The organism is Streptomyces tropicalis (assembly GCF_029269835.1).
Classification (GTDB): domain Bacteria; phylum Actinomycetota; class Actinomycetes; order Streptomycetales; family Streptomycetaceae; genus Streptomyces; species Streptomyces tropicalis.
In genome coordinates, this window is sequence record NZ_JARJBB010000010.1 from 212,714 (window position 1) to 234,122 (window position 21,409).

The window sequence follows — 21,409 nt, forward strand, 5'->3', positions numbered from 1 at the left end:
GACGGCCGGTGACCGGCCGGACTTCACGGGCCCCGCCAGCCCCCGGCAGGCGGGGCCCTCGGCCTGTCAGGAGGAGGAGCGGGCCAGGCGCGGGTGGTGCGCGTAGGAGTAGAGCGCGGCCTCGGTGCGGCTGCTCACCTTGATCTTGGCCATGAGGTTGGTCAGATGGGCCTTGACGGTGCGTTCGGCGATGCCGAGGCGGCGGCTGATCTCACGGTTGCCCGCGGCGTGGCCGAGGAGGGTCAGGACCTGGCGTTCGCGGCAGGTGAGCGTGGCGATGGCCTGGGGGTCTCCCGGCGTGGGGGGACGCTCCGCAGGGCGGGCGAAACCTCGGTGTATGTCCGTCTTCGTACTAATGGCGGCAGTGTGAGACAAAGCAGTAGTCACTTCCCCGTTGATTGTTCGCTGACTGCTTTGGCCGGATGCCCCCGTTCGTTCCCTTCCGTGCGGCGTGGCGGTCGGGGGTTCGGCGCTGGTCCGTGCGGCGGCGCCGTGGTCCCGGTCGGTCCGACCGAAGGCGTCGCACAAGCGTTCACCCTACAGGCCGCCGAATTGCCGTAGTGCTGTGTAACTGCCTTTGTTACGTGGCCTGTTGGGCCTCTCGGCGGGTGCGCTCAGGGCGTCTCCGGGAGAGCAGGGGCCAGTAAACGATCCTCCAAACGTCCACGTAAAGAGAATTTGGGAAAAATTGAGGTCGCCACACCGTGCAATGTCTGGCGGGATCATGCCCAAACGGTCAATACCGGAACGCTTTCCGGGCCCATAAAGTGCAGTTGACCACGACCGTCCGACAGGAAAACGAAAAAGGGGATGTCATGCGCAACGGGGGCACGATCACCAGGTTCGGGACCGCCGCGGCGGCCGGTGCGGCGGCGGCCGCCCTGCTGTCCGGCACGGCGGTGGCCGCGGACGCGGTCACGGCGCAGCCGGCCGCCCACGCCGGACAGGCCGCGGCGAGCCGGCTGACCGTCGGCGGCTACACCGCGTGGCTGAAGGCGCAGCGGACGCCGGAGGCCACGAAGACGCTCAAGGCGTTCACCGCGCTGCCGCGGCTGCGGCAGGTGCAGTTCGTGACGTTCCTCCAGGACCGCGGCGCCCTCCGGGCGCTGGCGGCCGACCTGAAGGGCGGCATGTCCGGGCTGCACACCGTGCGCCACTACAACCCGGCCGTCTCGATCGTCAACGACGTGCGGGTGACCCGCTCCCAGGGCACGGCGCCCTCGGTCCGGGTCTCGTACACCGCCACCGAGCAGGTCTTCGGGATCCCGGTCACCAGTGAGCAGGTGTGGGTGACCTACGCCACCAAGGGCGGGAAGTACGACCGGCCCCTCAAGTCCGGCTCGCACGCGGTGAACACCAACGCGGCGATCCGCCTCGCCGGCCGTGACACCTCCCACTCGCTCCCCGCGGGCCCGGGGGCCAAGGTCATGGTCCGGTGGACCGCGACGCCGCGGGTGTCCTCCTTCGGCGCCGGGGTGGCCCAGGACCAGAGCATCCTGGCCGGCCCGCTGAACGTCTGGAAGGCGCAGCTGCGCAACCGCTGACCCGCCGCGTCACCCGCCCGCGCCGCAGTGCAGGACAGCCCGCAGGCGGCGTGGTCGGCTGGGGGCGTGTCCCTGCTGCCCGAGCCCGTCCGACGCCTCGGTGCCTGGTGCGCCGTCGGCCTGCTGGTGTCCGGGGTGGTCTGGGTCGGCATCCGGCTCTGCGTGGAGTTCCGCACCGCCGTGACGCCCGTGCTGCTGGCGCTCCTCGGCACCGCCCTGCTGCGGCCGTTCTTCCGCTGGCTGGTGCGGATGCGGGTGAACCGGTCGCTGGCGGCCGGGTTCACCTGCGTCGCCGTCGTCGCCGTGGTCGGCGGGGCGGTCTACATCGTGGTCGCCGCGCTGATCGACAGCGGGGACCAGATCATCGCCTCCCTGAAGTCCGCAGGGCGGTCGATCGCCACGCACTTCGGGGCGGCCGGCACCTCCCTGGACGACCTCGCCGGGCACTCCCGGGACCTGCTGAGCAAGTTCGGCGGGACGGCCGCCTCCAACGTCATCAGCGGGGTCAGCGTCGTCGGCGAGAGCCTCGCCATGGCCGTCCTGGCCCTGCTGCTCGTCTTCTTCTTCCTGCGCGACTCCCACCGGGTGGCCGCCGCCCTGCGCTCCCTCGCCCCGCGCGGCACCTCCGACACCGTGGAGGCCATGGCCAGGCGGGCCTTCCGGGCCGTCGAGGGCTTCATGCGCGGCACCACCCTCATCGCCTTCATCGACGCCGTCTGCATCACTGTCGGCCTGCTGATCCTGCACGTGCCCGGCGCGGTGGGCCTGGGCGCCCTGGTCTTCGTCGGTGCCTACATCCCCTACCTCGGCGCCTTCATCTCCGGCGCGCTGGCGGTGCTGGTCGCGCTCGCCGACCGCGGGTTCGTCGTCGCGCTGTGGGCGCTCGGCGTGGTCCTGGCCGTGCAGGTACTGGAGGGGCACGTGCTCCAGCCGGTGATCCAGAGCCGGACGGTGCAGATGCACCCGGCGATCGTGATGCTGGCGATCACCGCGGGCGCGTCGGTCGCCGGGATCCTCGGGATGCTGCTCGCGGTGCCGCTGACCGCGGCCGCCTTCGGGGTCGCCCACGAACTGCGCGAGCGCTACGGGACCGGGGCGGCCGGGGCCCCCTGAGCACCCGCGGCGCCGCCCGGGCCGTCCGGGTCAGGGGCCCGTGACCGGCTCGTACAGCTCGAACCAGATGGTCTTGCCGTGGCCGCGGGGGTCCACGCCCCAGGCGTCCGCGAGCAGCTCGATCAGGACCAGGCCGCGGCCCGACGAGGCCAGCTCCCCCGGCCGGCGCTTGTGCGGGAGGTCGTCGCCGGAGTCGCTGACCTCCACCCGCAGCCGCCGCTCGCCCTCCTCGCCCGCGACCTCGGCGAGCAGCAGCGCGTCCGTGTCGGTGTGCACGAGGACGTTGGTGAGCATCTCCGACAGCAGCAGCACCGCCGAGTCCACCTGCTCCCCGGACGCCCAGTCGTGCAGCAGCTCCCGCATCTGCTGCCGGGCCACCGAGACCCGCTCGGGCTCGGCCTGCGCCACCGTCAGCAGCGTCCTGCGCACCTCGGGCCGGAAGGTCACCGTGCCGCCGCGCGCCTCGCAGCGGCGGCCCAGGAGCAGGACGGCGATGTCGTCCTCGCGGCGGTCGGCGAGCGGCCCGGTGGTGTGGTGCGAGGAGGGTCCGTGCACGGCCTGGACGAGCGCGTCGGCCAGTTCCTCCGTGCTGCCGGTGTGCCGCTCCAGGGTGGTGCGGATGCGCTGCCAGCCGGTCTCCAGGTCGTGGCCGCCGGTCTCGATGAGGCCGTCCGTGCAGATCATCAGGGTCTCGCCCGGCTCCAGCGTGAACCGGGTCGTCGGGTAGTCGGCGTCCGGATCGATGCCCAGCGGCAGCCCGCCCGCCGTCGGCCGCAGCAGCACCGTCCCGTCGGGCATCCGGATCACCGGGTCGGGGTGCCCGGCGCGGGCCACCTGGAGCACCCCGTTGCGCGGGTCGACCTCCACGTACAGGCACGTCGCGAAACGCAGGTCGTCGCTGGCCGGGTCGGTCGTGATCCCGTGCAGGAAGCGGGAGACGCGGGAGAGCACCGCATCCGGGCGGTGCCCCTCGGAGGCGTAGGCGCGCAGCGCGATCCGCAGCTGGCCCATCAGGCCCGCCGCCCGCACGTCGTGTCCCTGGACGTCCCCGATGACCAGGGCGAACCGTCCGCCGCCGGCGCGGGCGCGGGAGGTGCCGCCGGGCAGCGGGATCATGTCGTACCAGTCGCCGCCGACCTGGAGGCCGCCGCCGGTGGGGATGTAGCGCGCGGCCACGTCCATGCCGGGGATGCCGGGGCCGAGGGTGGGCAGCATGGCGCGCTGGAGCCCCTCGCTGAGCTCCCGCTCGGTCTCGGCGGTCCCGGCGCGGGACAGGGCCTGGGCGAGCATCCGGGCGACCGTGGTGAGCACGGAGCGCTCGTCGGGGGTGAAGGCGACCGGATAGGTGAAGGCGGCCATCCAGGCGCCCATCGGGCGGCCCTGCACGGTCAGCGGCAGGAACGCCCAGGACTGCCGGTGGAAGTGCTCGGCGAGCGGCCAGGTGAGCGGGTAGCGCGACCGGTACTGCTCCGGCGAGGACAGGTAGACGGCCCGGCCGGTGCGGACCGCCTCGGCGGCCGGGTAGTCCGTCTCCAGGGCCATGTGCCGGAAGGGGTCCTCGTCGCCGGGGCGCTGCCCGTGGTGGCCGATGATCGTCAGCCGGTCGCCCTCGACCCCGAAGACGGCGAGGCCGTCCGGCGAGAAGCCCGGCATCGACAGGCCGGCCGCGACCCGCAGGACCTCCGTGGTGGACCGGGCCTCGGCCAGCGCCCGGCCCGCGTCCAGCAGGAACGCCTCCCGGGAGCGCCGCCAGTCGCCGGTGACCGCGCTGCGCCCGGCCGGGGACCCCGGGATCGGCTCGGTGACCTCCTGGAGGGTGCCGATCAGCTCGTACGCCTTCTTGACCGGGTCGAAGGAGGGCTTGGAGCGGCTGCGCACCACGCGGACGATCCGGCCCCGCTCGTCCATCACCCGGATCCGCACCTCGGCGAGGGTGCCCTCGGCGACGGCGAGCTGGACGACCCCGGTGATCTCCACCCAGTCGACCGGGTGGATCCGGGCGCGGGCCTGGGCCTCGGTGAGCGTGGCCCGCTCGGCGGGCAGCCCGAGCAGCCGTGCCGCCTCGGCGTCGACCGCCACGAGGCCGGTGGCGGTGTCCCAGTGCCACAGGCCGGTCGCGAGAGCGGCGAGGACGTCCCCCACGGCGGGCAGGGGCTCACCAGTGCGCATTGCCCCACTGTAAGAAGAGGAGATCGCACACTGCCACCGATGGCGTACGGGCGTACGAGGTCCGGGGCCCCGGGAATGGGGGAGAGGCGATCTTGGGGCGGCCGGTAGGCTGGGGAGGTCCGGGCCGTGTCCTCGTGCCCGGACGTCCCGGGGAGAGGCCCCGGGGACACCCCGATCGCGAAGACTGGATGAACGACGATGCATCGGTACAGGTCCCACACCTGCGGCGAGCTCCGCGCCTCTGACGTCGGCACCGACGTCCGGCTGAGCGGCTGGCTGCACAATCGGCGCGACCTGGGCGGCATCCTCTTCATCGATCTGCGCGACCACCACGGCATCACGCAGCTCGTCGCCCGTCCCGGCACCGCCGCGTACGAGGCGCTCGACAAGCTCTCCAAGGAGACGGTCGTCCGCGTCGACGGCTCCGTTGTTTCACGTGGAACCGAGAACGTGAACGCGGACCTGCCCACCGGCGAGGTCGAGGTCGAGGTCGGCGAGGTCGAGGTGCTCGGCGAGGCCGCCCCGCTGCCCTTCACCATCAACGCCGAGGACGGGGTCAACGAGGAGCGGCGCCTGGAGTACCGCTTCCTCGACCTGCGCCGCGAGCGCATGCACCGCAACATCATGCTGCGCACCGCCGTGATCTCCTCGATGCGCCAGAAGATGTCCGCCATGGGCTTCAACGAGATGGCGACGCCGATCCTGAGCGCCACCTCCCCCGAGGGTGCCCGCGACTACGTGGTGCCCTCCCGCGTGCACCCGGGCCGCTTCTACGCCCTGCCGCAGGCCCCGCAGCAGTTCAAGCAGCTGCTGATGATCTCCGGCTTCGACCGCTACTTCCAGATCGCGCCCTGCTTCCGCGACGAGGACGCCCGCGCGGACCGCTCCCCCGGCGAGTTCTACCAGCTCGACGTCGAGATGAGCTTCGTCGAGCAGGAGGACGTCTTCCAGCCGATCGAGAAGCTGATGACCGAGCTCTTCGAGGAGTTCGGCGACGGCCGCCACGTCACCTCGCCGTTCCCGCGGGTCCCGTTCCGCGAGGCGATGCTGAAGTACGGCTCCGACAAGCCCGACCTGCGCGCCAAGCTGGAGCTCGTCGACATCACCGACGTCTTCGAGGGCTCGGCGTTCAAGGCGTTCGCCGGGAAGCACGTGCGTGCCCTGGCGGTGCCGGACGTCGCGTCCCAGCCGCGCAAGTTCTTCGACCAGCTCGGCGAGTTCGCGGTCACGCTGGGCGCGCAGGGCCTGGCCTGGGTCCGCGTCGGCGAGGACGGCGCGCTGACCGGCCCGATCGCGAAGTTCCTCACCGAGGACGACGTCGCCGAGCTGACCAAGCGCCTGTCGCTGGCCCCCGGCCACGCGGTGTTCTTCGGCGCGGGCGCGTTCGACGAGGTCTCCAGGATCATGGGTGCGGTGCGGGTGGAGGCCGCCAAGCGGGCCGGCCACTTCGAGGAGGGCGTCTTCCGCTTCTGCTGGATCGTCGACTTCCCGATGTACGAGAAGGACGAGGAGACCGGCGCGATCGACTTCTCGCACAACCCGTTCTCGATGCCGCAGGGCGGTCTGGAGGCCCTGGAGACCCAGGACCCGCTGGACATCCTGGGCTGGCAGTACGACATCGTCTGCAACGGCGTCGAGCTGTCCTCCGGCGCGATCCGGAACCACGAGCCGGAGATCATGCTGAAGGCCTTCGAGATCGCGGGCTACGACCGGGAGACCGTCGAGGACAAGTTCGCGGGCATGCTGCGCGCCTTCCGCTTCGGCGCCCCGCCGCACGGCGGCATCGCTCCGGGCGTCGACCGCATCGTGATGCTCCTCGCCGACGAGCCGAACATCCGCGAGACGATCGCCTTCCCGCTCAACGGCAACGCCCAGGACCTGATGATGGGCGCCCCGACCGAGCTGGACGAGAGCCGCCTGCGCGAGCTGCACCTCCAGGTGCGCAAGCCGCAGCCGAAGTAGCCGTCCGGGCCCCGCGGGCCCGCCCGGCACGGAGCCTTCGAGGGGCCCGGGATCTCACCGATCCCGGGCCCCTCGTCACATGTTCGGGGTCTCCTCCGTCAAGGGGGCAGCGGCCGCCCCGGCCGCTCCCGCACTCCGTACGGAGGAGACCGCCATGCACACCGCCCTCATCGTCGTCACCGTGCTCGCCGCCCTGATGGCGGGCTTCTCCGGCACCGTCCTGCTGCTGCGGGTCCGGTGGATCGTGCAGGCCCTGGAGGGGTACGGGGTGCCGCGGTCGTGGTGGACGTGGCTGGGCCTGGCCAAGACGGCCGGGGCCGCCGGGCTCCTGGCCGGCCTGTTCGTCCCGGTGATCGGCCTGCTCGCGGGAGTCGGGCTGGTCCTGTACTTCACCGGCGCGGCGATCACCGTGGCCCGGGCCCGCGCCTACGCGCACATCCCGTACCCCCTGGTGTACGCCGTCCCGGTGATCGGGGCGCTCGTCCTCGGCCACGCGGGCTGACCCGGGCGGCGCGGGGGTCGCGGCTATTCGGTCGTGAAGAGGTCGTCGGTGGAGGTGGTGGTGAGGGCTCGGTCGAGCCAGTGGCGCAGGAGGTCGAGGTCGCCACAGGTGGAGATGCGTTCCCGTGCTTCGTCGGGGACGTCGATGCCGCGCCGCTCCAGGACGAAGAGGATGTCCTCGGCCTTGCTTTCCGCCTTGTCTTCGGCTCGGCCCTCGGCTCGGAGTTCCTGGGAGAGGGGCGACTTGTAGAAAGAGAGGTCCACGGCCACCAGTTTCCTCCAGAGTTCTGCGGCTGGGTGCTTTCCCATGCCTTGGGCGACGAGTTCGATGATCGGGTCGGCGAGCGCCTGCGGCGTCTCCCGCAGGACGGTCGTCATTGCCTTGAGTATGGCCCCGATGTCCGGATCCGTGACGTGTGTGATCGCGGGCAGCGTGGCGAGCGCGAGGTCCTTGCGGGCCTCGGCCGGATCGGTGATCACAGGCATGTTGTGCGGTCCCGCGACCAGGGGGCGCAGGGTGAGCAGGGGCCACTGGGGAGGGCCGAAGGTCACCGGTCGCGCTGCCCATTCGGCGGTCGCACGATCCTGGCAGACGACCAGCAGCATCGGCTGCAGCCGGTACTTCGTGAGCAGGTACGAGGCGTAGTAGGCCCAACTGGCCGGCTTCGCCGGGTCCTTCTTCCCCTGGGCCTCGACGGCGAGGAGAAGCGGCTCGAAGCCCTCGCTGTCCAGTCGCAGCAACGTGTCCACGCGGCGTTCGAGCGGGCGCGGCTCGGTGAGGTCGGTCGGCAGGACGGTGACCGACGTGGGCGGGGCGAATTCGATGCCGAGCACTTCGGAGACCCGGGAGAAGAGCTCCGGGTGGTCCTGGAAGATGCGGTGCATCGCCTCGTGGGACGAGCTGACCATGCGGGTTCCTGGAAGGGTGAGGCAGACAGGAGAGCGGCATTGCCAGTGGCACATGCCAAAGTCGACTTGTGAGGAGCGTATGAGCACAACACGGCCAGACCAGGGCTCAGTTGGGGTGATTCACCCGGAAGGGTGATCGACTCGTCAGTCGCCTCCAGCGGAGAAGTCGAGTTCGGCCCACACGGTCTTTCTGGGACGGGGACCCAGGTCGACGCCCCAGCGGTCGGCCAGGGCCCCGACCACGAGCAGGCCGCACCCGGACTCCGTGTCGGGGGCGGGCGGCCGGACGCACGGGAGGGCGTCGCCGCGGGTGTCCGTCACCTCGATGCGGAGCGTGCCGTCTCCGGCCAGCAGAGCGAGACGGAAGTCCCGCCCTGTGACCCGCCCGTGGGACGCCGCGTTCGCCGCCAGTTCCGCGACGACGTGCTCGGCCAGGTCCACGATGTGCTGCGCCAGCTCCCGGGAGCGCAGCCACTCGGTCGCGAGCAGCCGGGCGAGTCGGGCGCCGCGCGGCGTGGGCGACAGCAGGACGCCGAAGTGGCGGACGGAGCCGTGGAGACGGGTGGAGTTTTCCTCGTTCACGTCACTGAGCGTGGCCGCTCACGCCTACCGTGAACAGCGACGACGCCGATGCGTACGGTCACTGTCCGGACGTTGTCCACTGCTGTCCGGGCTGTCGGAACCGGGCGTCCGGGTAAGGGCGTTGCGGCACGGAGGGACGACGGAGGGGTGCGGTATGCCGGTCGACGGCGAGGTGCGGCGGGAGCGGCTCCGGGGCGAGACGGACGAGCCGGGGTGGGAGGTCGACCCGGACGACGAGTGGGGCGTGGCCGTGGTCGCCACGGTGGGGCGGCAGCTGAAGCTGCGGCGGGAGGCGGTGGGGATGCGTGCCGCCGACTTCGGCGAGGCCGTGGGCTACGGGGAGGACCTCGTCTACAAGATCGAGGGTGGCAGGCGGATCCCCCGGCCCGAGTACCTGGACAGGGCGGACGAGGTGCTCGGCGCGGGCGGGTTACTGGCGGCCATGAAGGAGGACGTGGCGCGGGTCCGGTATCCGAAGAGGGTGCGGGATCTGGCGCAGATGGAAGCGCAGGCGGTCGAGATGGGGCTGTACAGCAACCACAACATCCACGGTCTGCTGCAGGCCGAGGAACACATGCGAGCGCTCTTCGACGTATGGCTGCCCGGCTATTCGGAGGGCGAGACGGAGCGCATGGTCGCCGCGCGGATGGCCCGGCGTTCGATCTTTGACAGGTCCCCCGCACCGACGCTCAGTTTTGTCCAGGAAGAGGTGACGCTCCGCCGCCCTGTCGGAGGCAGAATGGTGTGGCGTCGGCAGCTTGAACGTCTTTTGGAAATCGGCAAGTTGCGGAACGTATCTATCCAAGTGTTGCCGACGGACTGTGAGGAGCACTTCGGCACCGGCGGGCTGATCGAGGTGCTGAAATTCCCGGACGGTACGGCGGTGGCGCGTTCAGAGGGTGCGTTCAGTGGTCGCCCGGTGTCCGATCCGAAGCAGCTCAGGATCCTCGAACTGCGCTATGGGATGATCCGGGCCCAGGCCCTCACGACGCGCGAGTCCCGGGCCTTCATCGAGCGGATGCTTGGAGAGACATGATCGGCACCTCCACCGGCCTCGACGCCTCTGCACTGGCCTGGTTCAAGAGCAGCTACAGCAGCAGCGGTGACGGCAATGACTGCATCGAGGTTGCCGCCGCACCCGTCACAGTGCTCGTCCGTGACTCCAAGAACATAGGCGGCCCTCGGCTTGTGCTCGCGCCGGAGGCTTGGACTGCCTTCCTGTCGTACGCGGCGGGACACTGACGTCCCGACGGCACACATCGAAGCGAGCACTGGAGGGCGCATGATCCGAGACATGCCTGCCGGGGATGTCTCCGAGCCGGCGTGGTTCAAGAGCAGCTACAGCAGCGGCCCCGAAGGTGACTCCTGCGTCGAGATCGCCGTCACCCCCCGCACGGTCCACGTCCGGGATTCCAAGAGCGCCGCAGGCCCCCGGCTCGCTCTCTCCGCGGACGGGTGGGTGGACTTCGTGGCCGCCGTTTCTACCGGTCCGCTGGCGCGAGGCCGGTGAGGACGAGGTCCACGGCGTCCTCGGCCCAGCCCGAGCGGCCGGTCCGGCCGGCCATGTAGTCGGCGTAGAAGGGGCCGAGGAGGGCGGAGACCGCTGCGTCGAGATCGGCGCCGGAGCGGATCCCGCCGCGCTCGCGGGCCTCTTCCAGGACCTGGTGGAGCAGGGCGCGCCGGGGCGTCACGGTGCGTTCGCGGAGCAGGGCGAGGAGTTCGGGCGTGTGGGCCTCCTCGGCGAGGCAGGTGCCGATGAGCGCCATGCCGCGTACGCGTTCCACGGTCGCGGCGAAGTCCTCGAGGATCGAGATCAGATCGGTCCGGGTGTCCCCGCTGGTCGGTGGGGCGTCGACCATGCGCAGGGCGGCGAGCGCGGCGGTGACGAGGTCCGCCTTGGTCTTCCAGCGCAGGTGGATGGTGGACTTGCTGACCTGGGCGGCGGCGGCGACCTGGCTGAGGCTCATACGGGTGTAGCCGTGCGAGGCGAGCAGTTCCAGTGCCGCCTGGAGGATGGCGGCGTCCTTCTCGGCCGATCGCGGCCGTCCCGCGCCCCTGGTCTCCGTCTCACGCATCCGGACAGGATAGGCGGGATTCCGCACCGAGTGGTTCGGTGCGGAATCCCCGGCCGTGCGGCGAGCCCGCCGGCGTGGACGCCGGGACGCCGCGGTTCAGGCGGCGAGGACCTCGCGGTACCGCTTGGTGTGGAGGGCCAGGTCCTCGTCGGAGACGGTGCGGGCGCCGTACAGGACGAGTGGTTCGGCCAGGCGCATCCCGGTGAGGTGGGCGGTGGCGTCCAGGGGGGCCAGCAGTTCGGCGACGGTGAAGCGGTTGTAGCCGCCGGCCGCGTAGGAGTCGGCGGGGCCGCCGGTGGAGGTGACCAGCCGGAGCGTCTTGCCCTGGAGCGCGGTTCCCCCGGCGCCGTAGGCGAAGCCGTGGGTGAGCACCTGGTCCATCCAGGACTTGAGCACCCCCGGCACGGAGTACCAGTGCCAGGGGAACTGCCAGACGACGGTGTCGTGGTCGCGCAGCAGCTGCTGCTCGCGGGCGACGTCGACACGGCCGTCGGGGTACGCGGCGGTGATGTCGTGGACGGTGACGTGCTCCAGGTCGCGTATCGCGTCGGCCAGGTGCGCGGTGACACGGGAGCCGCGCAGGTCGGGGTGGGCGACGACGACCAGGGTGCGGGTGCGGGACATGAGGTGGTGTTCTCCTGGGGGAGCGGGGCGCTGCGGTGGGGCCCCCGGCCGGGGACGAGGTCGTCGTCGGGGGCGGCGAGGGGTGCCCGTCCGCGGGGGGTCAGGCGCCGGTGCGGGCGCCTGCGACGTGGAAGTTGAAGTCGGCGTGGCCGAGGCTGCCCCACAGCCGCAGCCAGATCGGCAGCAGCATCTCCGTGCCGCGGGCGGTCTCGATGGAGCCCAGGTCGATCACGCTGCTCGCGGGCCAGCCGAAGGAGACCAGCAGCTCGGTGACGGCCGCCTTGGCGCCGGAGTCGTCGCCGGACACGAAGACGGTGTGGTCGCCGGCGACCCGGGACGGGTCGACCATGATCTCGCAGTTCATGGTGTTGAGCGTCTTGACGACCTTCACCTCGGGGAAGGCCCGCTGGATCTGCTCGCCCAGGCTGTCGGTGCCGACCGGGTTCAGCGACGGGGGCATCCCCTGGGAGAAGTCGAGCGGGTTGGCGATGTCGATGAGCACCTTGCCCGCCAGGTTCGCGGTGCCCGCCGCCTCGAGGGCCGGCAGGCTGCCGGCGCCGGCGGTGGTGTTGACGACCGCATCGGCCCCGGCGGCCGCGTCGGCGAAGGCCGCCAGGCGGATGTCCGCGTGTGCGGCCTGCCAGTCGGCGAACGGCGGGTTGCCGTAACCGTCGGGCTCGGTGCGGGCGAGGGTCGTCTCCGGGTCACGGGTGCCGATGACGACCTCGTGGCCGAGGGAGGCGAGCTTGGCGGCGATCGTCCGGCCGACGGCGCCGGTACCGAGGACTGCGTAACGCATGAGGATGGGTCCCTTCCGGGCGAGTGGGGACGTCCGACGGAGTCGTCCGGCGTCGTGGGCTAAATCTAAACCGAGCGGTTCGGTATTTCAAATGGGTATGCTGGGTCCATGGAGAGGACAGGGCCGGGAGACTGCCGCGGCGCGACGGGGCGGCCCCGCTGTCCGGGCAAGGAGGCGGCGATCCTCGCCGCGGCGCTGACGCTCCTCTCCGAGCAGGGCTTCGTGCGCATGACCCTGGACGGCGTCGCGCGGGCCGCCGGGGTCAGCAAGGCCACCATCCATCTGCGCTTCAGGACCAAGACCGAGCTGGCCGCGGCGGCCCTGAGGACCCTGCGCCCCTGCTCCGTCCCACCGGAGACCGGGGATGTGCGCGCGGACCTCGCGGCCCAGCTCGCCGACTTCGCCGACACCCTCGCCCGGACCAGCGGAATGGTCCTCGTCGGCACCTGCCTGGCCGAGGAGGCCCACACCCCCGAACTCCTGGAACTCCTCCGCGAACACGCCGTGGAGCCCCGCCGCGCCGCGGTCCGGCGCCTGCTGGACCGGGCCCGCGCACAGGGGCTGCTCCGCCCGGAGGCCGACCTGGACGCGTCGGCATCCGCCCTGCTCGGCGCCTTCTACGCCGACCACCTCGCCGGACGCGCCACGGACGAGGGCTGGGCGGACCGCACCGTGTCCGCCGTGCTCGGGGCCCTGAGCCCGTAGTCGGGGATGGCCGGTCCCCGAAGCCGCTCCCGGCCGCAGTCCGTGCCGGCAGCCGGGTGTAGTGCGTCGGGAGGGAGCTCAGTGCTGCTCGCCGGTCCCGCCGCTTTCGTAGCGCGGCAGGTCCTCGGTGGGGATCGTCCAGTCGGCGATGGTGACGTCCTCGCCGTAGACGAAGTCCTTGCGGGTGGGTTCGCGGGTGCGGCGCAGGTAGCCGTGGGCCTCCAGCTCGCGCAGGGCGGCGGCGATCCGGGTCGGGCCCTCGGGGAGGCGGGCGGCGAGGGTCCTGATGTCCACGGGGGCGCCGGCCGGGACCGACTGGATGTACACCGCCAGCCCGATGGCGAGCCCCGACAACTCGGGGTGCTGGGCGAGGTGGTTGCCGATCACCGTGAAGCGGGTGGTGTGGCGGGTGTTGTCGTGGGTGACGCCGCCGGGGTGGGCGTCCGCGTGCCCGCGGGTGCGCCGGTGCGGGTGGTTTGTGCCGCTGATACGGGACTGGGCGTGCGGGCGCACGCTAGTGTTCTGGGTATCCATCGGGAAGGCTTGTCTTCCTTGGTGGTCAGGCCCTCGCACTGGGATTGCCGTCCCGGCGAGGGCCGTTGCATGTCTGGGGTCGTTCCGTGCTGCTTGCTGCTCGGTGTTGCGCTGAGCGTAGGGCAGACAACCGGTGCCGGATCCAGCTCAGTTGGTGATGTTCACTCGCGCGAGTGAGTGTGCGCCGTGGGCGGGAGGGGTGGGGCTTGGTGGGATTTCTTTCTCTCTCGTGGTTCTTGGGAAAGACCGCCTGCGGCACCGGAGCACACGCGGGCGGGTTTCGGTGCGTGTGCTGTTGTCGCTGGTCACGGGGACAGGGAGTGCGGGCAGCAGTGACACTCCGCTCGGGCGGATCCGCCCCCACCGTTCGGGGCCCACGGAGAAGAGGCCCGGAAACGAGTCGTTTCCGGGCCTCTGTGTGGACGAGGGGGCGCGCTACGCGCCCGAACCGCCGAAGCGCTCCTTGTACGCCTCCAGGTCGTCGTCCGTGAGCTTCGCGAACAGGACCGGGGGCACCGTGAAGGGGATGCCCGGGGTGAGGGTGGTCAGGCTGCGCGCCTCGTCCGGGGTGGTCCACGTGGCCGTGTCGTCCGGCAGGGCGAACGCCGCCCGCATCGCCGCGGCCGAGGACGGGATGAACGGCTCCGACACCACCGCGTACAGGTGGATCAGGTTCATCGCCGTGCGCAGCGTGAGCGCCGCGCCGTCCTTGTCGGTCTTGATCTCCAGCCAGGGGGCCTTCTCCTCCAGGTAGGAGTTGCCGGCCGACCACAGGGCACGCAGCGCGGCCGCCGCCTTGCGGAACTGGAGCGCCTCCATCTGCGCCTCGTACTCGGCCAGCAGCCGGGCGATCTCCTCGCCGAGGCGGGCCTCCGCCTCGCCGGGCTCGCCGCCCGCCGGGACCTCCTCGCCGAAGCGCTTCTTGGAGAAGGACAGCACGCGGTTGACGAAGTTGCCGAGGGTGTCGGCCAGGTCCTTGTTGACCGTGGCCGTGAAGTGCTCCCAGGTGAAGGACGAGTCGTCCGACTCGGGGGCGTTGGCGATGAGGAAGTAGCGCCAGTAGTCGGCGGGCAGGATCTCCAGCGCCTGGTCGGTGAAGACACCGCGCTTCTGCGAGGTGGAGAACTTGCCGCCGTAGTACGTCAGCCAGTTGAAGGCCTTGACGTAGTCGACCTTCTTCCACGGCTCGCGCACGCCCAGCTCGGTCGCCGGGAACATCACCGTGTGGAACGGGACGTTGTCCTTCGCCATGAACTGCGTGTAGCGGACGGCGGTGTCGGCGTCGTACCACCACGCCTTCCAGTCCCGGTTCTCCGGGTCCCGGTCCGCCCACTCCTTCGTCGCGCCGATGTACTCGATCGGGGCGTCGAACCAGACGTAGAAGACCTTGCCCTCGGCGGCCAGCTCCGGCCAGGTGTCGGCCGGGACGGGCACCCCCCAATCCAGGTCGCGGGTGATCGCCCGGTCGTGCAGGCCCTCGGTCAGCCACTTGCGGGCGATCGAGGACGCGAGCTGCGGCCAGTCCTGCTCGTGGCGGGCCACCCACTCCTCGACCTCGTGCTGGAGCCTGGACTGGAGGAGGAAGAGGTGCTTGGTCTCGCGGACCTCCAGCTCGGTGGAGCCGGAGATCGCCGAGCGGGGGTCGATCAGGTCCGTCGGGTCCAGCACGCGCGTGCAGTTCTCGCACTGGTCGCCGCGGGCCTTGTCGTAGCCGCAGTGCGGGCAGGTGCCCTCCACGTAGCGGTCCGGCAGGAAGCGGCCGTCGGCCGGGCTGTAGACCTGGCGGATGGCGCGCTCTTCGATGAAGCCGTTCTCCTGGAGGCGGCGGGCGAAGTGCTGGGTGATCTCGACGTTCTCCGCGGACGAGCTGCGGCCGAAGTAGTCGAAGGCCAGCGCGAAGCCGTCGTACACCGCCTTCTGCGCGTCGTGCGCCTGCGCGCAGAACGCGTCCACCGGCAGGCCCTGCTCCTTCGCGGCCAGCTCGGCGGGGGTGCCGTGCTCGTCGGTGGCGCAGATGTAGAGGACGTCGTGGCCGCGCTGGCGGAGGTACCGGGAGTACACGTCCGCCGGGAGCATGGACCCCACCATGTTGCCCAGGTGCTTGATCCCGTTGATGTACGGAAGGGCGCTGGTGATGAGGTGTCGAGCCATCGCGGGCTGCTCCCAAGTCGCTACGCGGGGTGACGGTCCGCGGATTTCCGGACCGTCCGTTTTCGTCTACGAACCTTGAAATCGTAGCCGACACGGGTACGCCGCCCGCTTCCCGTTTTGCGGGCTGGGAAGCGGGCGGCGCGGGGGCGTGCGGACGACGGGGGTCGCTACGGGCGCCAGGCGGCGAGGATCCCCTCGTACACCTCCTGGTCGGTGAGCTCGCGCGGGGCCGGGCCGGCGTGGAAGAAGGACGTGTTGCCCGTCTTCAGCCTGCGCACGTAGTCGAAGGCCTTGTTGTCGTGCTCGCCGAAGGCGACGAAGGAGAAGAACAGCTCCGGGTGGCCGCTCGCCGCGGCCGTCAGGGACTGGGTGGCCGGCGTCTTCGCGTCCGGGGCGCCGTCCGTCTGGAAGACCACCAGCGCGGGGGTGCCGGCGTCCGCCGTCTTCTCGTGGTGCGCGGACACGGCCTCGACGGCCGCGTGGTAGCTGGTGCGGCCCATCCGGCCGAGGCCGGCGTGCAGGGTGTCGACGCGGTTCTCGTGGTCCGCGAGCGTCAGCTCGCCGGTGCCGTCCAGCTCCGTCGAGAAGAACACGACGTGCACCGTGGCCTCGGGGTCGAGGTGGGCGGCGAGGGCGAGCGTCTGCTCTCCGAGGGCCTGCGCGGAGCCGTCCTTGTAGTACGGGCGCATGGAGGACGAGCGGTCCAGGACCAGGTACACGCGGGCGCGGGTGCCGGTCAGGCCGGACTTCTGCAGGGCTGCGGCGGCGGCCTTGTACGCGATGGCGAGGCCGGGGGCGCGGGAGCGGAGGCGGGCGGGGGAGGTCGCCGACGTCTCCCCCGCGGGCGGCTCGGGGGACGCCTCTGCGGTGGCCTCGGCGTCCGGGTGCGTGTCCGCCGTGTCCGCCTCGGCTTCGCCTTCGGCGGGGGCGGGGGGCTGCGGGGCGGCCGGTGCGGTGTCCGCCTCGGCTTCGCCTTCGGCGGCCGTGTTCCCACCCGCACCACCCGTGCGGGTCTCGTTGCCGGGTGCGGGGGGCCCCTGCGGGGCGGGCTCGCCGTCGGCGGCCTGCGGGGCGTCCGCGGTGGCGGCTTCCGGCTCGGCCGTCGCGGCGGGCTGCGGGGTGTCCGCCCCGGCGGGCTGCTCGGGAGCGGGCTCGGGCTGCGGCTCGGGCTCGGGGGCCGGGGTCTCGTCCGCCGCCGGCTCCGGCTCGGCGGTCGGGGTCGGGTCCGCAGCAGGGGTGGGCTCCGGCTGCGGGGTGTCCGCCTCGGCGGGCTGCTCGGGAGCGGGCTCGGGCTGCGGCTCGGGCTCGGGGGCCGGGGCCTCGTCCGCCGTCGGCTCCGGCTCGGCGGTCGGGGTCGACTCCGGGGCGGCAGCCGTGGTGGCCTCCGGGTCCGGGGCGGGAGTGGTCTCCGGCTCGGGGGCGGGAGTCGTCGCGGCCTCGGGCTCGGTGGCGGGCTCGAGGTCGGCCGCCGGGGAGTCCTCGGCCGTCGGCTCCGGCTCGGTGGTCGGGGCCGGGTCCGGGGCGGCAGCCGTGGTGGCCTCCGGGTCCGGGGCGGGAGTGGACTCCGGCTCGGGGGTGGGCTCCGGCTGCGGGGCGTTCGCCTCCGCGGGCTGCTCGGGAGCGGGCTCGGGGGCCGGGGCCTCGTCCGCCGCCGGCTCCGGCTCGGCGGCCGGAGTCGGCTCCGGGGACGGAGCCGTCGCGGCCTCCGGCTCCTCGGGGGCGTCCACCGGGGCGGCGGGCTTCGGGACCGCGACGTTGTCGAAGGCCGCCGACACCAGGTCGTGCTCCTCCGGGGACGACGTGCGGGGCTCAGGGACGCGGGCCGTCTCGGGGACCGGCTCCGACGACGGGGACGGGACCCATGCCTCCGCCGAGGCGGCCGTCACCTGCTCCGCGGCCGTCTCCTCCGGGGCCGGGGCCGAGTGCTCCGCGGCGGCCGTCTCCTCATGCTGACCGGCGGGCGCCGCGTCATCGGGCCGCTCGGCGGGCGACTCCTCGGGCCGCGCCTCGGGCGACTCGGCGGGACGTCCCGCCGTCGTCTCCGTCAGCCGCCCGGCCGTCGCGTCCTCGTGCGGCTCGGCGGCCGACTCCTTCTGTGCCGGGGCCGCATGCTGCGGGGAGGGCGTCCTCTCCGGAGCCTGGGCCGTGGCCTGGGCGGGGACCGTCTCCTGGGGCGGGACCTTTTCCGCACCCCCCGTTTCGGCCGTGCGTTCCTTGCGTGAGCGGCCGAACGCGTTTCGAAGGAGAGTGAGAATGCCCATGTGCGCAACCCTTCGCATGAGGTGATGCCCGTCAATCCCTGGCCAGGACGGACACGTAAGGTTAGCGGCCCCAGAAGGTGATCTTGGGTGGGGGAGAGCGCCCCGGAATGGGCCGCTCCGCCGGGCTGCGGGCGGAAACGCGCCGGGTCGTGCGGGCTACTTGGGGCAGTTCACGCGGTCCACGCGGGCCAGGAACTCCGCCAGCGCGGAGTTGAACTCCTCGGGCCGCTCCAGGTTGGGCAGGTGCGCCGCGCCCTCGACCACGTGGAGCGCGGAGTCGGGGAGGGCGGCGTGCATCGCCTCCGCCTCGGCCACCGGTGTGAACGTGTCGTCCGCGCCCACCACGACCAGGGCCGGGACGGCGACACGGGTCAACAGGTCGCGGTAGTCGGGGCGTTCGGCACGGCCCCGCAGCGCGGCCGCGGCGCCCTCCGGCGAGGTGCCCGTCATCATGCGGTGCACCTGCGCCTTGACCCCGGCGTCCGCCCACGGGGCGACCATCCGTTCCAGTACCTCGTCGGCGTAGCCGCGCATGCCCTCCCGCAGCAGGCGGTCCGCCATGGCGTTGCGCGCCGCCCGCCCCTCGGGCGTCTCCGCGGCCGGGAAGGTGTCCGCGAGGACCAGGCCCCGGATCCGCTCCGGGAACCTCCGGTAGCACTCCATCGCGATCTGCCCGCCCATCGAGACCCCGCCGAGCACGAAGGGGCCGACCTCCAACGCGTCGAGCAGGTCCGCGAGATCGTCGGCGAAGCGGGAGAGGAGGGTGACGCCGGGGACCACGGGGGAGGCGCCGTAGCCGCGCAGGTCCGGGGTCACGACCCGGCGGCCGGGCGCGAACGCCTCGACCTGCGGGGCCCAGGAGGTGCGGTCGAAGGGGTGGCCGTGGACGAGGACGAGAGGGACGCGGGCAGCCGGTGACGCATCGGTGCCTTTGTCCTCGTATGCGAGGAAGGGTGCCATGGCAGCGACCCTAGGGCCGCCCAACTGCTCGGTGCAATAAGCTCTTTGTCCTCGGTGCAATGAGGGGGCGCGTGGCCGGGGTGCGGCGGCCGCCGGGCCGCCCGGGGCACCCGGCCGCCGCGGAGGAGGGACGCGTGGAGGACTACCGGCGGATCGCCGACCGGATCGCCGCCGCGATCGCGGACGGACGGCTCGGGCCCGGGCAGCGCCTGCCGCCGCAGAGGGCGTTCGCGCGCCGCCACCGCATCGCCGCCTCCACCGCCGGGCGCGTGTACGGCGAACTCGTGCGGCGCGGGCTGGTCGTGGGCGAGGTCGGCCGCGGCACCTTCGTCCGCGCGGCCGCGCCGGAGCCCGCGGGACGCTCGCTCTCCGAGGCCGCGCCGGCCGGCGCCGCGCCCGCGGTCGACCTCCAGCTCACCTACCCCTCGGTGCCAGGCCAGTCCGAGCTGCTCGCCCCCGTGCTCGCCGGCCTCGTACGGCCCGGGGACCTGACCGCGGCCCTGCGCCCGGCCGCCGCCACCGGCACCCCCGCCGCGCGCGAGGCGGCCGCCGCCCTGCTCGCCACCCCCGGCTGGCGTCCCGCCCCGGACCGGCTGCTCTTCACCGGCAACGCCCGCCAGGCCATCGCCGCGGTGCTCGCCTCACTGGTCCGGCCGGGTGGCCGTGTCGGCGTGGAGGAGCTGACGTATCCGCTGGTCAAGGAGATCGCGGGGCGGCTCGGGATCGTTCTGGTGCCGCTGGCCACGGACGAGGAGGGGCCGTGCCCCGACGCGGTCGCCGCCGCGCACCGTTCGGCGCCGCTGTCCGCCCTCTACCTCCAGCCGACGCTGCACAACCCGACCACGCGGACCATGGGCGCCGAGCGGCGCGCCCTGCTCGCCCGCACGGTCGCCGGGCTGGGCCTGCCCGTCGTCGAGGACCGCGTCTGGTCCTTCCTGCACACCGGACACACCGGCTCCTCCGGCTCCTCGTCCGGCTCGTCCGGCTCCCCCGGTTCACCGGATCCGCTGGCCGCCCATGCCCCCGGGCTCGTCCATGTCGTCGACGGGCTGTCCAAGCGGGTCGCGCCCGGCCTCACCGCGGGCCTGCTCGCCGTACCGGCCGACCGGGTCGGGGCGGTGGCCGCCGCGGTCCGCTCGGGCGGCTGGAGTGCGGGCGGCCTCGCGCTGGAGGCGGCCGCGCGCTGGATCGCCGACGGCACCGTGGCGCGGCTGGCCGCGGCGAAACGGGCCGACGCGGCCCGCCGCCGCCGGCTCCTGCACCGGCACCTCGGCACCCTCGCGCCCTGGTCCGACCCGCACGCCTACTTCGCCTGGTGGGAGCTGCCCGCGCCGTGGCGGGCGGACACCTTCACGGCCGCGGCCGCCGCACACGGCGTCGCCGTCACCCCGGGCCCGGCCTTCGCCGTCGACCCGGCCCGCACCCCGGACGCGGTCAGACTCGGGCTCGCGTCGGCTCCTGAGGCGGAGTTGGATCGGGCGCTTCGGGCGCTCGCCGACGTCGTACGAGGCGGGACGGACGGCGGCCCGAGCGGCCGGTGAGCCAGGTGACCGCGGCCACCGTCAGACCGAGCGCGACCAGCAGCCAGGACGTCGTGCGCAGGGTCGCCGTGAGGGCGTCGTAGACCGCGCCGGCAGCCGGCTGGGACACCTCCGCGGGCAGGTCGGCCAGGGTCAGGCCGCGGCCCACGGCGATGGCCAGGGCGAGCAGCGCGCCGCCGAGGGCGGTGCCGAGCGCGGTCGCGGTGAGCGCCCGGCGGCGGCAGGCCGCGAGCACGATCCCCGCCACGGCGAACACCACGGCGGCGACGGGCAGCCAGAAACCGGCGACTTCCAGCACGTGGAACCCCTTTCGCAGGCGGCCCAGCTGCTGGGCCGGGAGCAGGGCGACCTCGGTGTGCTCGACGGGGATGCGGCCGGCGAGCGGCACGTGGTCCTCGGCGAGCTGCCGCTTGACCTGGGCGGTCACGGGGGCGAGATCGACGGTGACCGGGCGGTCCTGCTCGTCGCGATCGTCGCGCAGGGCGTGCAGCACGGCGTCGTGGGCGGCCCGGTTGCCCTCGTTCCAGGCGGTGCGGAAGGCCGCGGTCTGCGTGAACGAGCGGACCGCCTCGTGCACGAAGGGGGACACCGTGCCGCGCATCACGCGGACGTCCATCGCGGGATCGATGTCGTGGCCGATCTCGTGCATGATGCCGTCGCCGACGGTGGCCGCGACGGCGTCGCGCACGTCCGGATCGGTGGCGAGCGGCGCCATGGTGGTGACGTAGGCGCCGGTGTCCGTGAGGCCGTACGCCGCCCACGCCGACAGCGCGCCGAACGGCACGAGCAGGCACGAGAGGGCGATCAGCGCGGCCGACAGGCCGCTGCGCAGACGTGGGGACACCCTCCCAGGCAAGGCCCTCGGCGCCGGGCCCGCGAGCGGGGCCGGGCAATCGGGTGAGCTGCGGGTCCGGCGTCCTCGGGAGCGTGACCGGGGCCGGGGGGGCGGGCCGGGACGAGGGGGGCGCGGGCCGGGGTG

The 21,409-nt window shown here is 72.9% G+C and carries 21 protein-coding genes; 9 read left to right on the top strand and 12 right to left on the bottom strand.

Features of this window, described 5'->3' with window-relative positions:
* Positions 1–66: 66 nt before the first annotated feature.
* A complete protein-coding gene (locus tag P3H78_RS20875; RefSeq protein ID WP_276110585.1) occupies positions 67–375 on the bottom strand; it encodes a response regulator transcription factor in 309 nt (102 codons plus the stop codon).
* Positions 376–815: 440 nt separating this feature from the next.
* Between P3H78_RS20875 and P3H78_RS20880 the strand changes: the two genes are divergently transcribed.
* Positions 816–1,544, top strand: coding sequence for a hypothetical protein (locus P3H78_RS20880; RefSeq protein WP_276110586.1), 729 nt, complete (start codon positions 816–818; stop codon positions 1,542–1,544).
* A gap of 66 nt (positions 1,545–1,610) precedes the next feature.
* The gene (locus P3H78_RS20885) at positions 1,611–2,657 is read left to right on the top strand and encodes an AI-2E family transporter (RefSeq protein WP_276110587.1); all 1,047 of its coding nucleotides are present in this window, start codon (positions 1,611–1,613) and stop codon (positions 2,655–2,657) included.
* A 30-nt stretch (positions 2,658–2,687) separates the two neighbouring features.
* On the opposite strand, the gene P3H78_RS20890 is transcribed toward P3H78_RS20885, so the two are convergent.
* Complete coding sequence (locus tag P3H78_RS20890) at positions 2,688–4,826, bottom strand: SpoIIE family protein phosphatase (RefSeq protein ID WP_276110588.1); 2,139 nt, start codon at positions 4,824–4,826, stop codon at positions 2,688–2,690.
* Positions 4,827–5,024: 198 nt separating this feature from the next.
* Here P3H78_RS20890 and aspS point away from each other — a divergent pair, with 198 nt between their 5' ends.
* Together aspS and P3H78_RS20900 are read left to right on the top strand one after the other, a co-directional pair.
* Positions 5,025–6,788, top strand: a complete 1,764-nt coding sequence (gene aspS / locus P3H78_RS20895) for an aspartate--tRNA ligase (RefSeq protein WP_276110589.1) — start codon at positions 5,025–5,027, stop codon at positions 6,786–6,788.
* Between the two features lie 154 nt (positions 6,789–6,942).
* On the top strand, positions 6,943–7,290 hold the full coding sequence (locus P3H78_RS20900) for a DoxX family protein (protein WP_276110590.1): 348 nt from the start codon (positions 6,943–6,945) through the stop codon (positions 7,288–7,290).
* Between the two features lie 23 nt (positions 7,291–7,313).
* On the opposite strand, the gene P3H78_RS20905 is transcribed toward P3H78_RS20900, so the two are convergent.
* The gene (locus P3H78_RS20905; protein ID WP_276110591.1) at positions 7,314–8,198 is read right to left on the bottom strand and encodes a hypothetical protein; all 885 of its coding nucleotides are present in this window, start codon (positions 8,196–8,198) and stop codon (positions 7,314–7,316) included.
* Positions 8,199–8,342: 144 nt separating this feature from the next.
* Positions 8,343–8,780, bottom strand: coding sequence for an ATP-binding protein (locus P3H78_RS20910; protein WP_276110592.1), 438 nt, complete (start codon positions 8,778–8,780; stop codon positions 8,343–8,345).
* A gap of 154 nt (positions 8,781–8,934) precedes the next feature.
* Between P3H78_RS20910 and P3H78_RS20915 the strand changes: the two genes are divergently transcribed.
* The 3 genes from P3H78_RS20915 to P3H78_RS20925 are packed head-to-tail and all read left to right on the top strand — an operon-like array spanning position 8,935 to position 10,290.
* Positions 8,935–9,816, top strand: a complete 882-nt coding sequence (locus tag P3H78_RS20915; RefSeq protein ID WP_276110594.1) for a helix-turn-helix domain-containing protein — start codon at positions 8,935–8,937, stop codon at positions 9,814–9,816.
* Positions 9,813–10,022 carry a DUF397 domain-containing protein gene (locus P3H78_RS20920; RefSeq protein WP_276110596.1) on the top strand — a complete coding sequence of 70 codons (210 nt, stop codon included), beginning with the start codon at positions 9,813–9,815 and terminating at the stop codon, positions 10,020–10,022. The genes P3H78_RS20915 and P3H78_RS20920 overlap by 4 nt, the downstream gene beginning before the upstream one ends.
* 52 nt (positions 10,023–10,074) lie before the next feature.
* Positions 10,075–10,290 carry a DUF397 domain-containing protein gene (locus P3H78_RS20925; protein ID WP_438828005.1) on the top strand — a complete coding sequence of 72 codons (216 nt, stop codon included), beginning with the start codon at positions 10,075–10,077 and terminating at the stop codon, positions 10,288–10,290.
* Here the strand turns inward: P3H78_RS20925 and P3H78_RS20930 are convergent.
* The 3 genes from P3H78_RS20930 to P3H78_RS20940 form a co-directional block, all read right to left on the bottom strand.
* Positions 10,262–10,855 carry a TetR/AcrR family transcriptional regulator gene (locus P3H78_RS20930; RefSeq protein WP_276110598.1) on the bottom strand — a complete coding sequence of 198 codons (594 nt, stop codon included), beginning with the start codon at positions 10,853–10,855 and terminating at the stop codon, positions 10,262–10,264. The genes P3H78_RS20925 and P3H78_RS20930 overlap by 29 nt on opposite strands.
* A gap of 96 nt (positions 10,856–10,951) precedes the next feature.
* Positions 10,952–11,479, bottom strand: a complete 528-nt coding sequence (locus P3H78_RS20935; protein WP_276110599.1) for an NAD(P)H-dependent oxidoreductase — start codon at positions 11,477–11,479, stop codon at positions 10,952–10,954.
* Positions 11,480–11,579: 100 nt separating this feature from the next.
* Positions 11,580–12,278 (bottom strand): NADPH-dependent F420 reductase, encoded by a 699-nt coding sequence (locus P3H78_RS20940; protein ID WP_276110600.1) that lies wholly within the window; start codon positions 12,276–12,278, stop codon positions 11,580–11,582.
* Between the two features lie 108 nt (positions 12,279–12,386).
* Here P3H78_RS20940 and P3H78_RS20945 point away from each other — a divergent pair, with 108 nt between their 5' ends.
* Positions 12,387–12,983, top strand: coding sequence for a TetR/AcrR family transcriptional regulator (locus tag P3H78_RS20945; RefSeq protein ID WP_276110601.1), 597 nt, complete (start codon positions 12,387–12,389; stop codon positions 12,981–12,983).
* 78 nt (positions 12,984–13,061) lie between these two features.
* Here the strand turns inward: P3H78_RS20945 and P3H78_RS20950 are convergent, their stop codons facing one another.
* The 4 genes from P3H78_RS20950 to P3H78_RS20965 all read right to left on the bottom strand — a co-directional run bounded on the left by P3H78_RS20950 (position 13,062) and on the right by P3H78_RS20965 (position 18,889).
* Positions 13,062–13,517, bottom strand: a complete 456-nt coding sequence (locus tag P3H78_RS20950; RefSeq protein WP_438828001.1) for a hypothetical protein — start codon at positions 13,515–13,517, stop codon at positions 13,062–13,064.
* A 435-nt stretch (positions 13,518–13,952) separates the two neighbouring features.
* A complete protein-coding gene (metG, locus tag P3H78_RS20955) occupies positions 13,953–15,668 on the bottom strand; it encodes a methionine--tRNA ligase (protein ID WP_276110602.1) in 1,716 nt (571 codons plus the stop codon).
* 167 nt (positions 15,669–15,835) lie between these two features.
* Positions 15,836–17,929 (bottom strand): VWA domain-containing protein, encoded by a 2,094-nt coding sequence (locus tag P3H78_RS20960; RefSeq protein ID WP_276110603.1) that lies wholly within the window; start codon positions 17,927–17,929, stop codon positions 15,836–15,838.
* A 156-nt stretch (positions 17,930–18,085) separates the two neighbouring features.
* Complete coding sequence (locus P3H78_RS20965) at positions 18,086–18,889, bottom strand: alpha/beta fold hydrolase (protein ID WP_276110604.1); 804 nt, start codon at positions 18,887–18,889, stop codon at positions 18,086–18,088.
* 134 nt (positions 18,890–19,023) lie between these two features.
* On the opposite strand from P3H78_RS20965, the gene P3H78_RS20970 reads away from it, so the two are divergent.
* A complete protein-coding gene (locus P3H78_RS20970) occupies positions 19,024–20,430 on the top strand; it encodes an aminotransferase-like domain-containing protein (protein ID WP_276110606.1) in 1,407 nt (468 codons plus the stop codon).
* Here the strand turns inward: P3H78_RS20970 and P3H78_RS20975 are convergent.
* Positions 20,324–21,274, bottom strand: coding sequence for a hypothetical protein (locus P3H78_RS20975; RefSeq protein WP_276110607.1), 951 nt, complete (start codon positions 21,272–21,274; stop codon positions 20,324–20,326). The two genes, P3H78_RS20970 and P3H78_RS20975, sit on opposite strands and share 107 nt — an antisense overlap.
* Positions 21,275–21,409: the final 135 nt, after the last annotated feature.

What these genes read in the sequence shown, in the direction of transcription:
- P3H78_RS20880 (WP_276110586.1), top strand. Translation starts at nt 816, where the DNA reads ATGCGCAACGGGGGCACGATCACCAGGTTCGGGACCGCCGCGGCGGCC.
- P3H78_RS20890 (WP_276110588.1), bottom strand. Translation starts at nt 4,826, where the DNA reads ATGCGCACTGGTGAGCCCCTGCCCGCCGTGGGGGACGTCCTCGCCGCT.
- aspS (WP_276110589.1), top strand. Translation starts at nt 5,025, where the DNA reads ATGCATCGGTACAGGTCCCACACCTGCGGCGAGCTCCGCGCCTCTGAC.
- P3H78_RS20900 (WP_276110590.1), top strand. Translation starts at nt 6,943, where the DNA reads ATGCACACCGCCCTCATCGTCGTCACCGTGCTCGCCGCCCTGATGGCG.
- P3H78_RS20905 (WP_276110591.1), bottom strand. Translation starts at nt 8,198, where the DNA reads ATGGTCAGCTCGTCCCACGAGGCGATGCACCGCATCTTCCAGGACCAC.
- P3H78_RS20915 (WP_276110594.1), top strand. Translation starts at nt 8,935, where the DNA reads ATGCCGGTCGACGGCGAGGTGCGGCGGGAGCGGCTCCGGGGCGAGACG.
- P3H78_RS20920 (WP_276110596.1), top strand. Translation starts at nt 9,813, where the DNA reads ATGATCGGCACCTCCACCGGCCTCGACGCCTCTGCACTGGCCTGGTTC.
- P3H78_RS20925 (WP_438828005.1), top strand. Translation starts at nt 10,075, where the DNA reads ATGCCTGCCGGGGATGTCTCCGAGCCGGCGTGGTTCAAGAGCAGCTAC.
- P3H78_RS20930 (WP_276110598.1), bottom strand. Translation starts at nt 10,855, where the DNA reads ATGCGTGAGACGGAGACCAGGGGCGCGGGACGGCCGCGATCGGCCGAG.
- P3H78_RS20935 (WP_276110599.1), bottom strand. Translation starts at nt 11,479, where the DNA reads ATGTCCCGCACCCGCACCCTGGTCGTCGTCGCCCACCCCGACCTGCGC.
- P3H78_RS20940 (WP_276110600.1), bottom strand. Translation starts at nt 12,278, where the DNA reads ATGCGTTACGCAGTCCTCGGTACCGGCGCCGTCGGCCGGACGATCGCC.
- P3H78_RS20945 (WP_276110601.1), top strand. Translation starts at nt 12,387, where the DNA reads ATGGAGAGGACAGGGCCGGGAGACTGCCGCGGCGCGACGGGGCGGCCC.
- P3H78_RS20950 (WP_438828001.1), bottom strand. Translation starts at nt 13,517, where the DNA reads ATGGATACCCAGAACACTAGCGTGCGCCCGCACGCCCAGTCCCGTATC.
- metG (WP_276110602.1), bottom strand. Translation starts at nt 15,668, where the DNA reads ATGGCTCGACACCTCATCACCAGCGCCCTTCCGTACATCAACGGGATC.
- P3H78_RS20960 (WP_276110603.1), bottom strand. Translation starts at nt 17,929, where the DNA reads ATGGGCATTCTCACTCTCCTTCGAAACGCGTTCGGCCGCTCACGCAAG.
- P3H78_RS20965 (WP_276110604.1), bottom strand. Translation starts at nt 18,889, where the DNA reads ATGGCACCCTTCCTCGCATACGAGGACAAAGGCACCGATGCGTCACCG.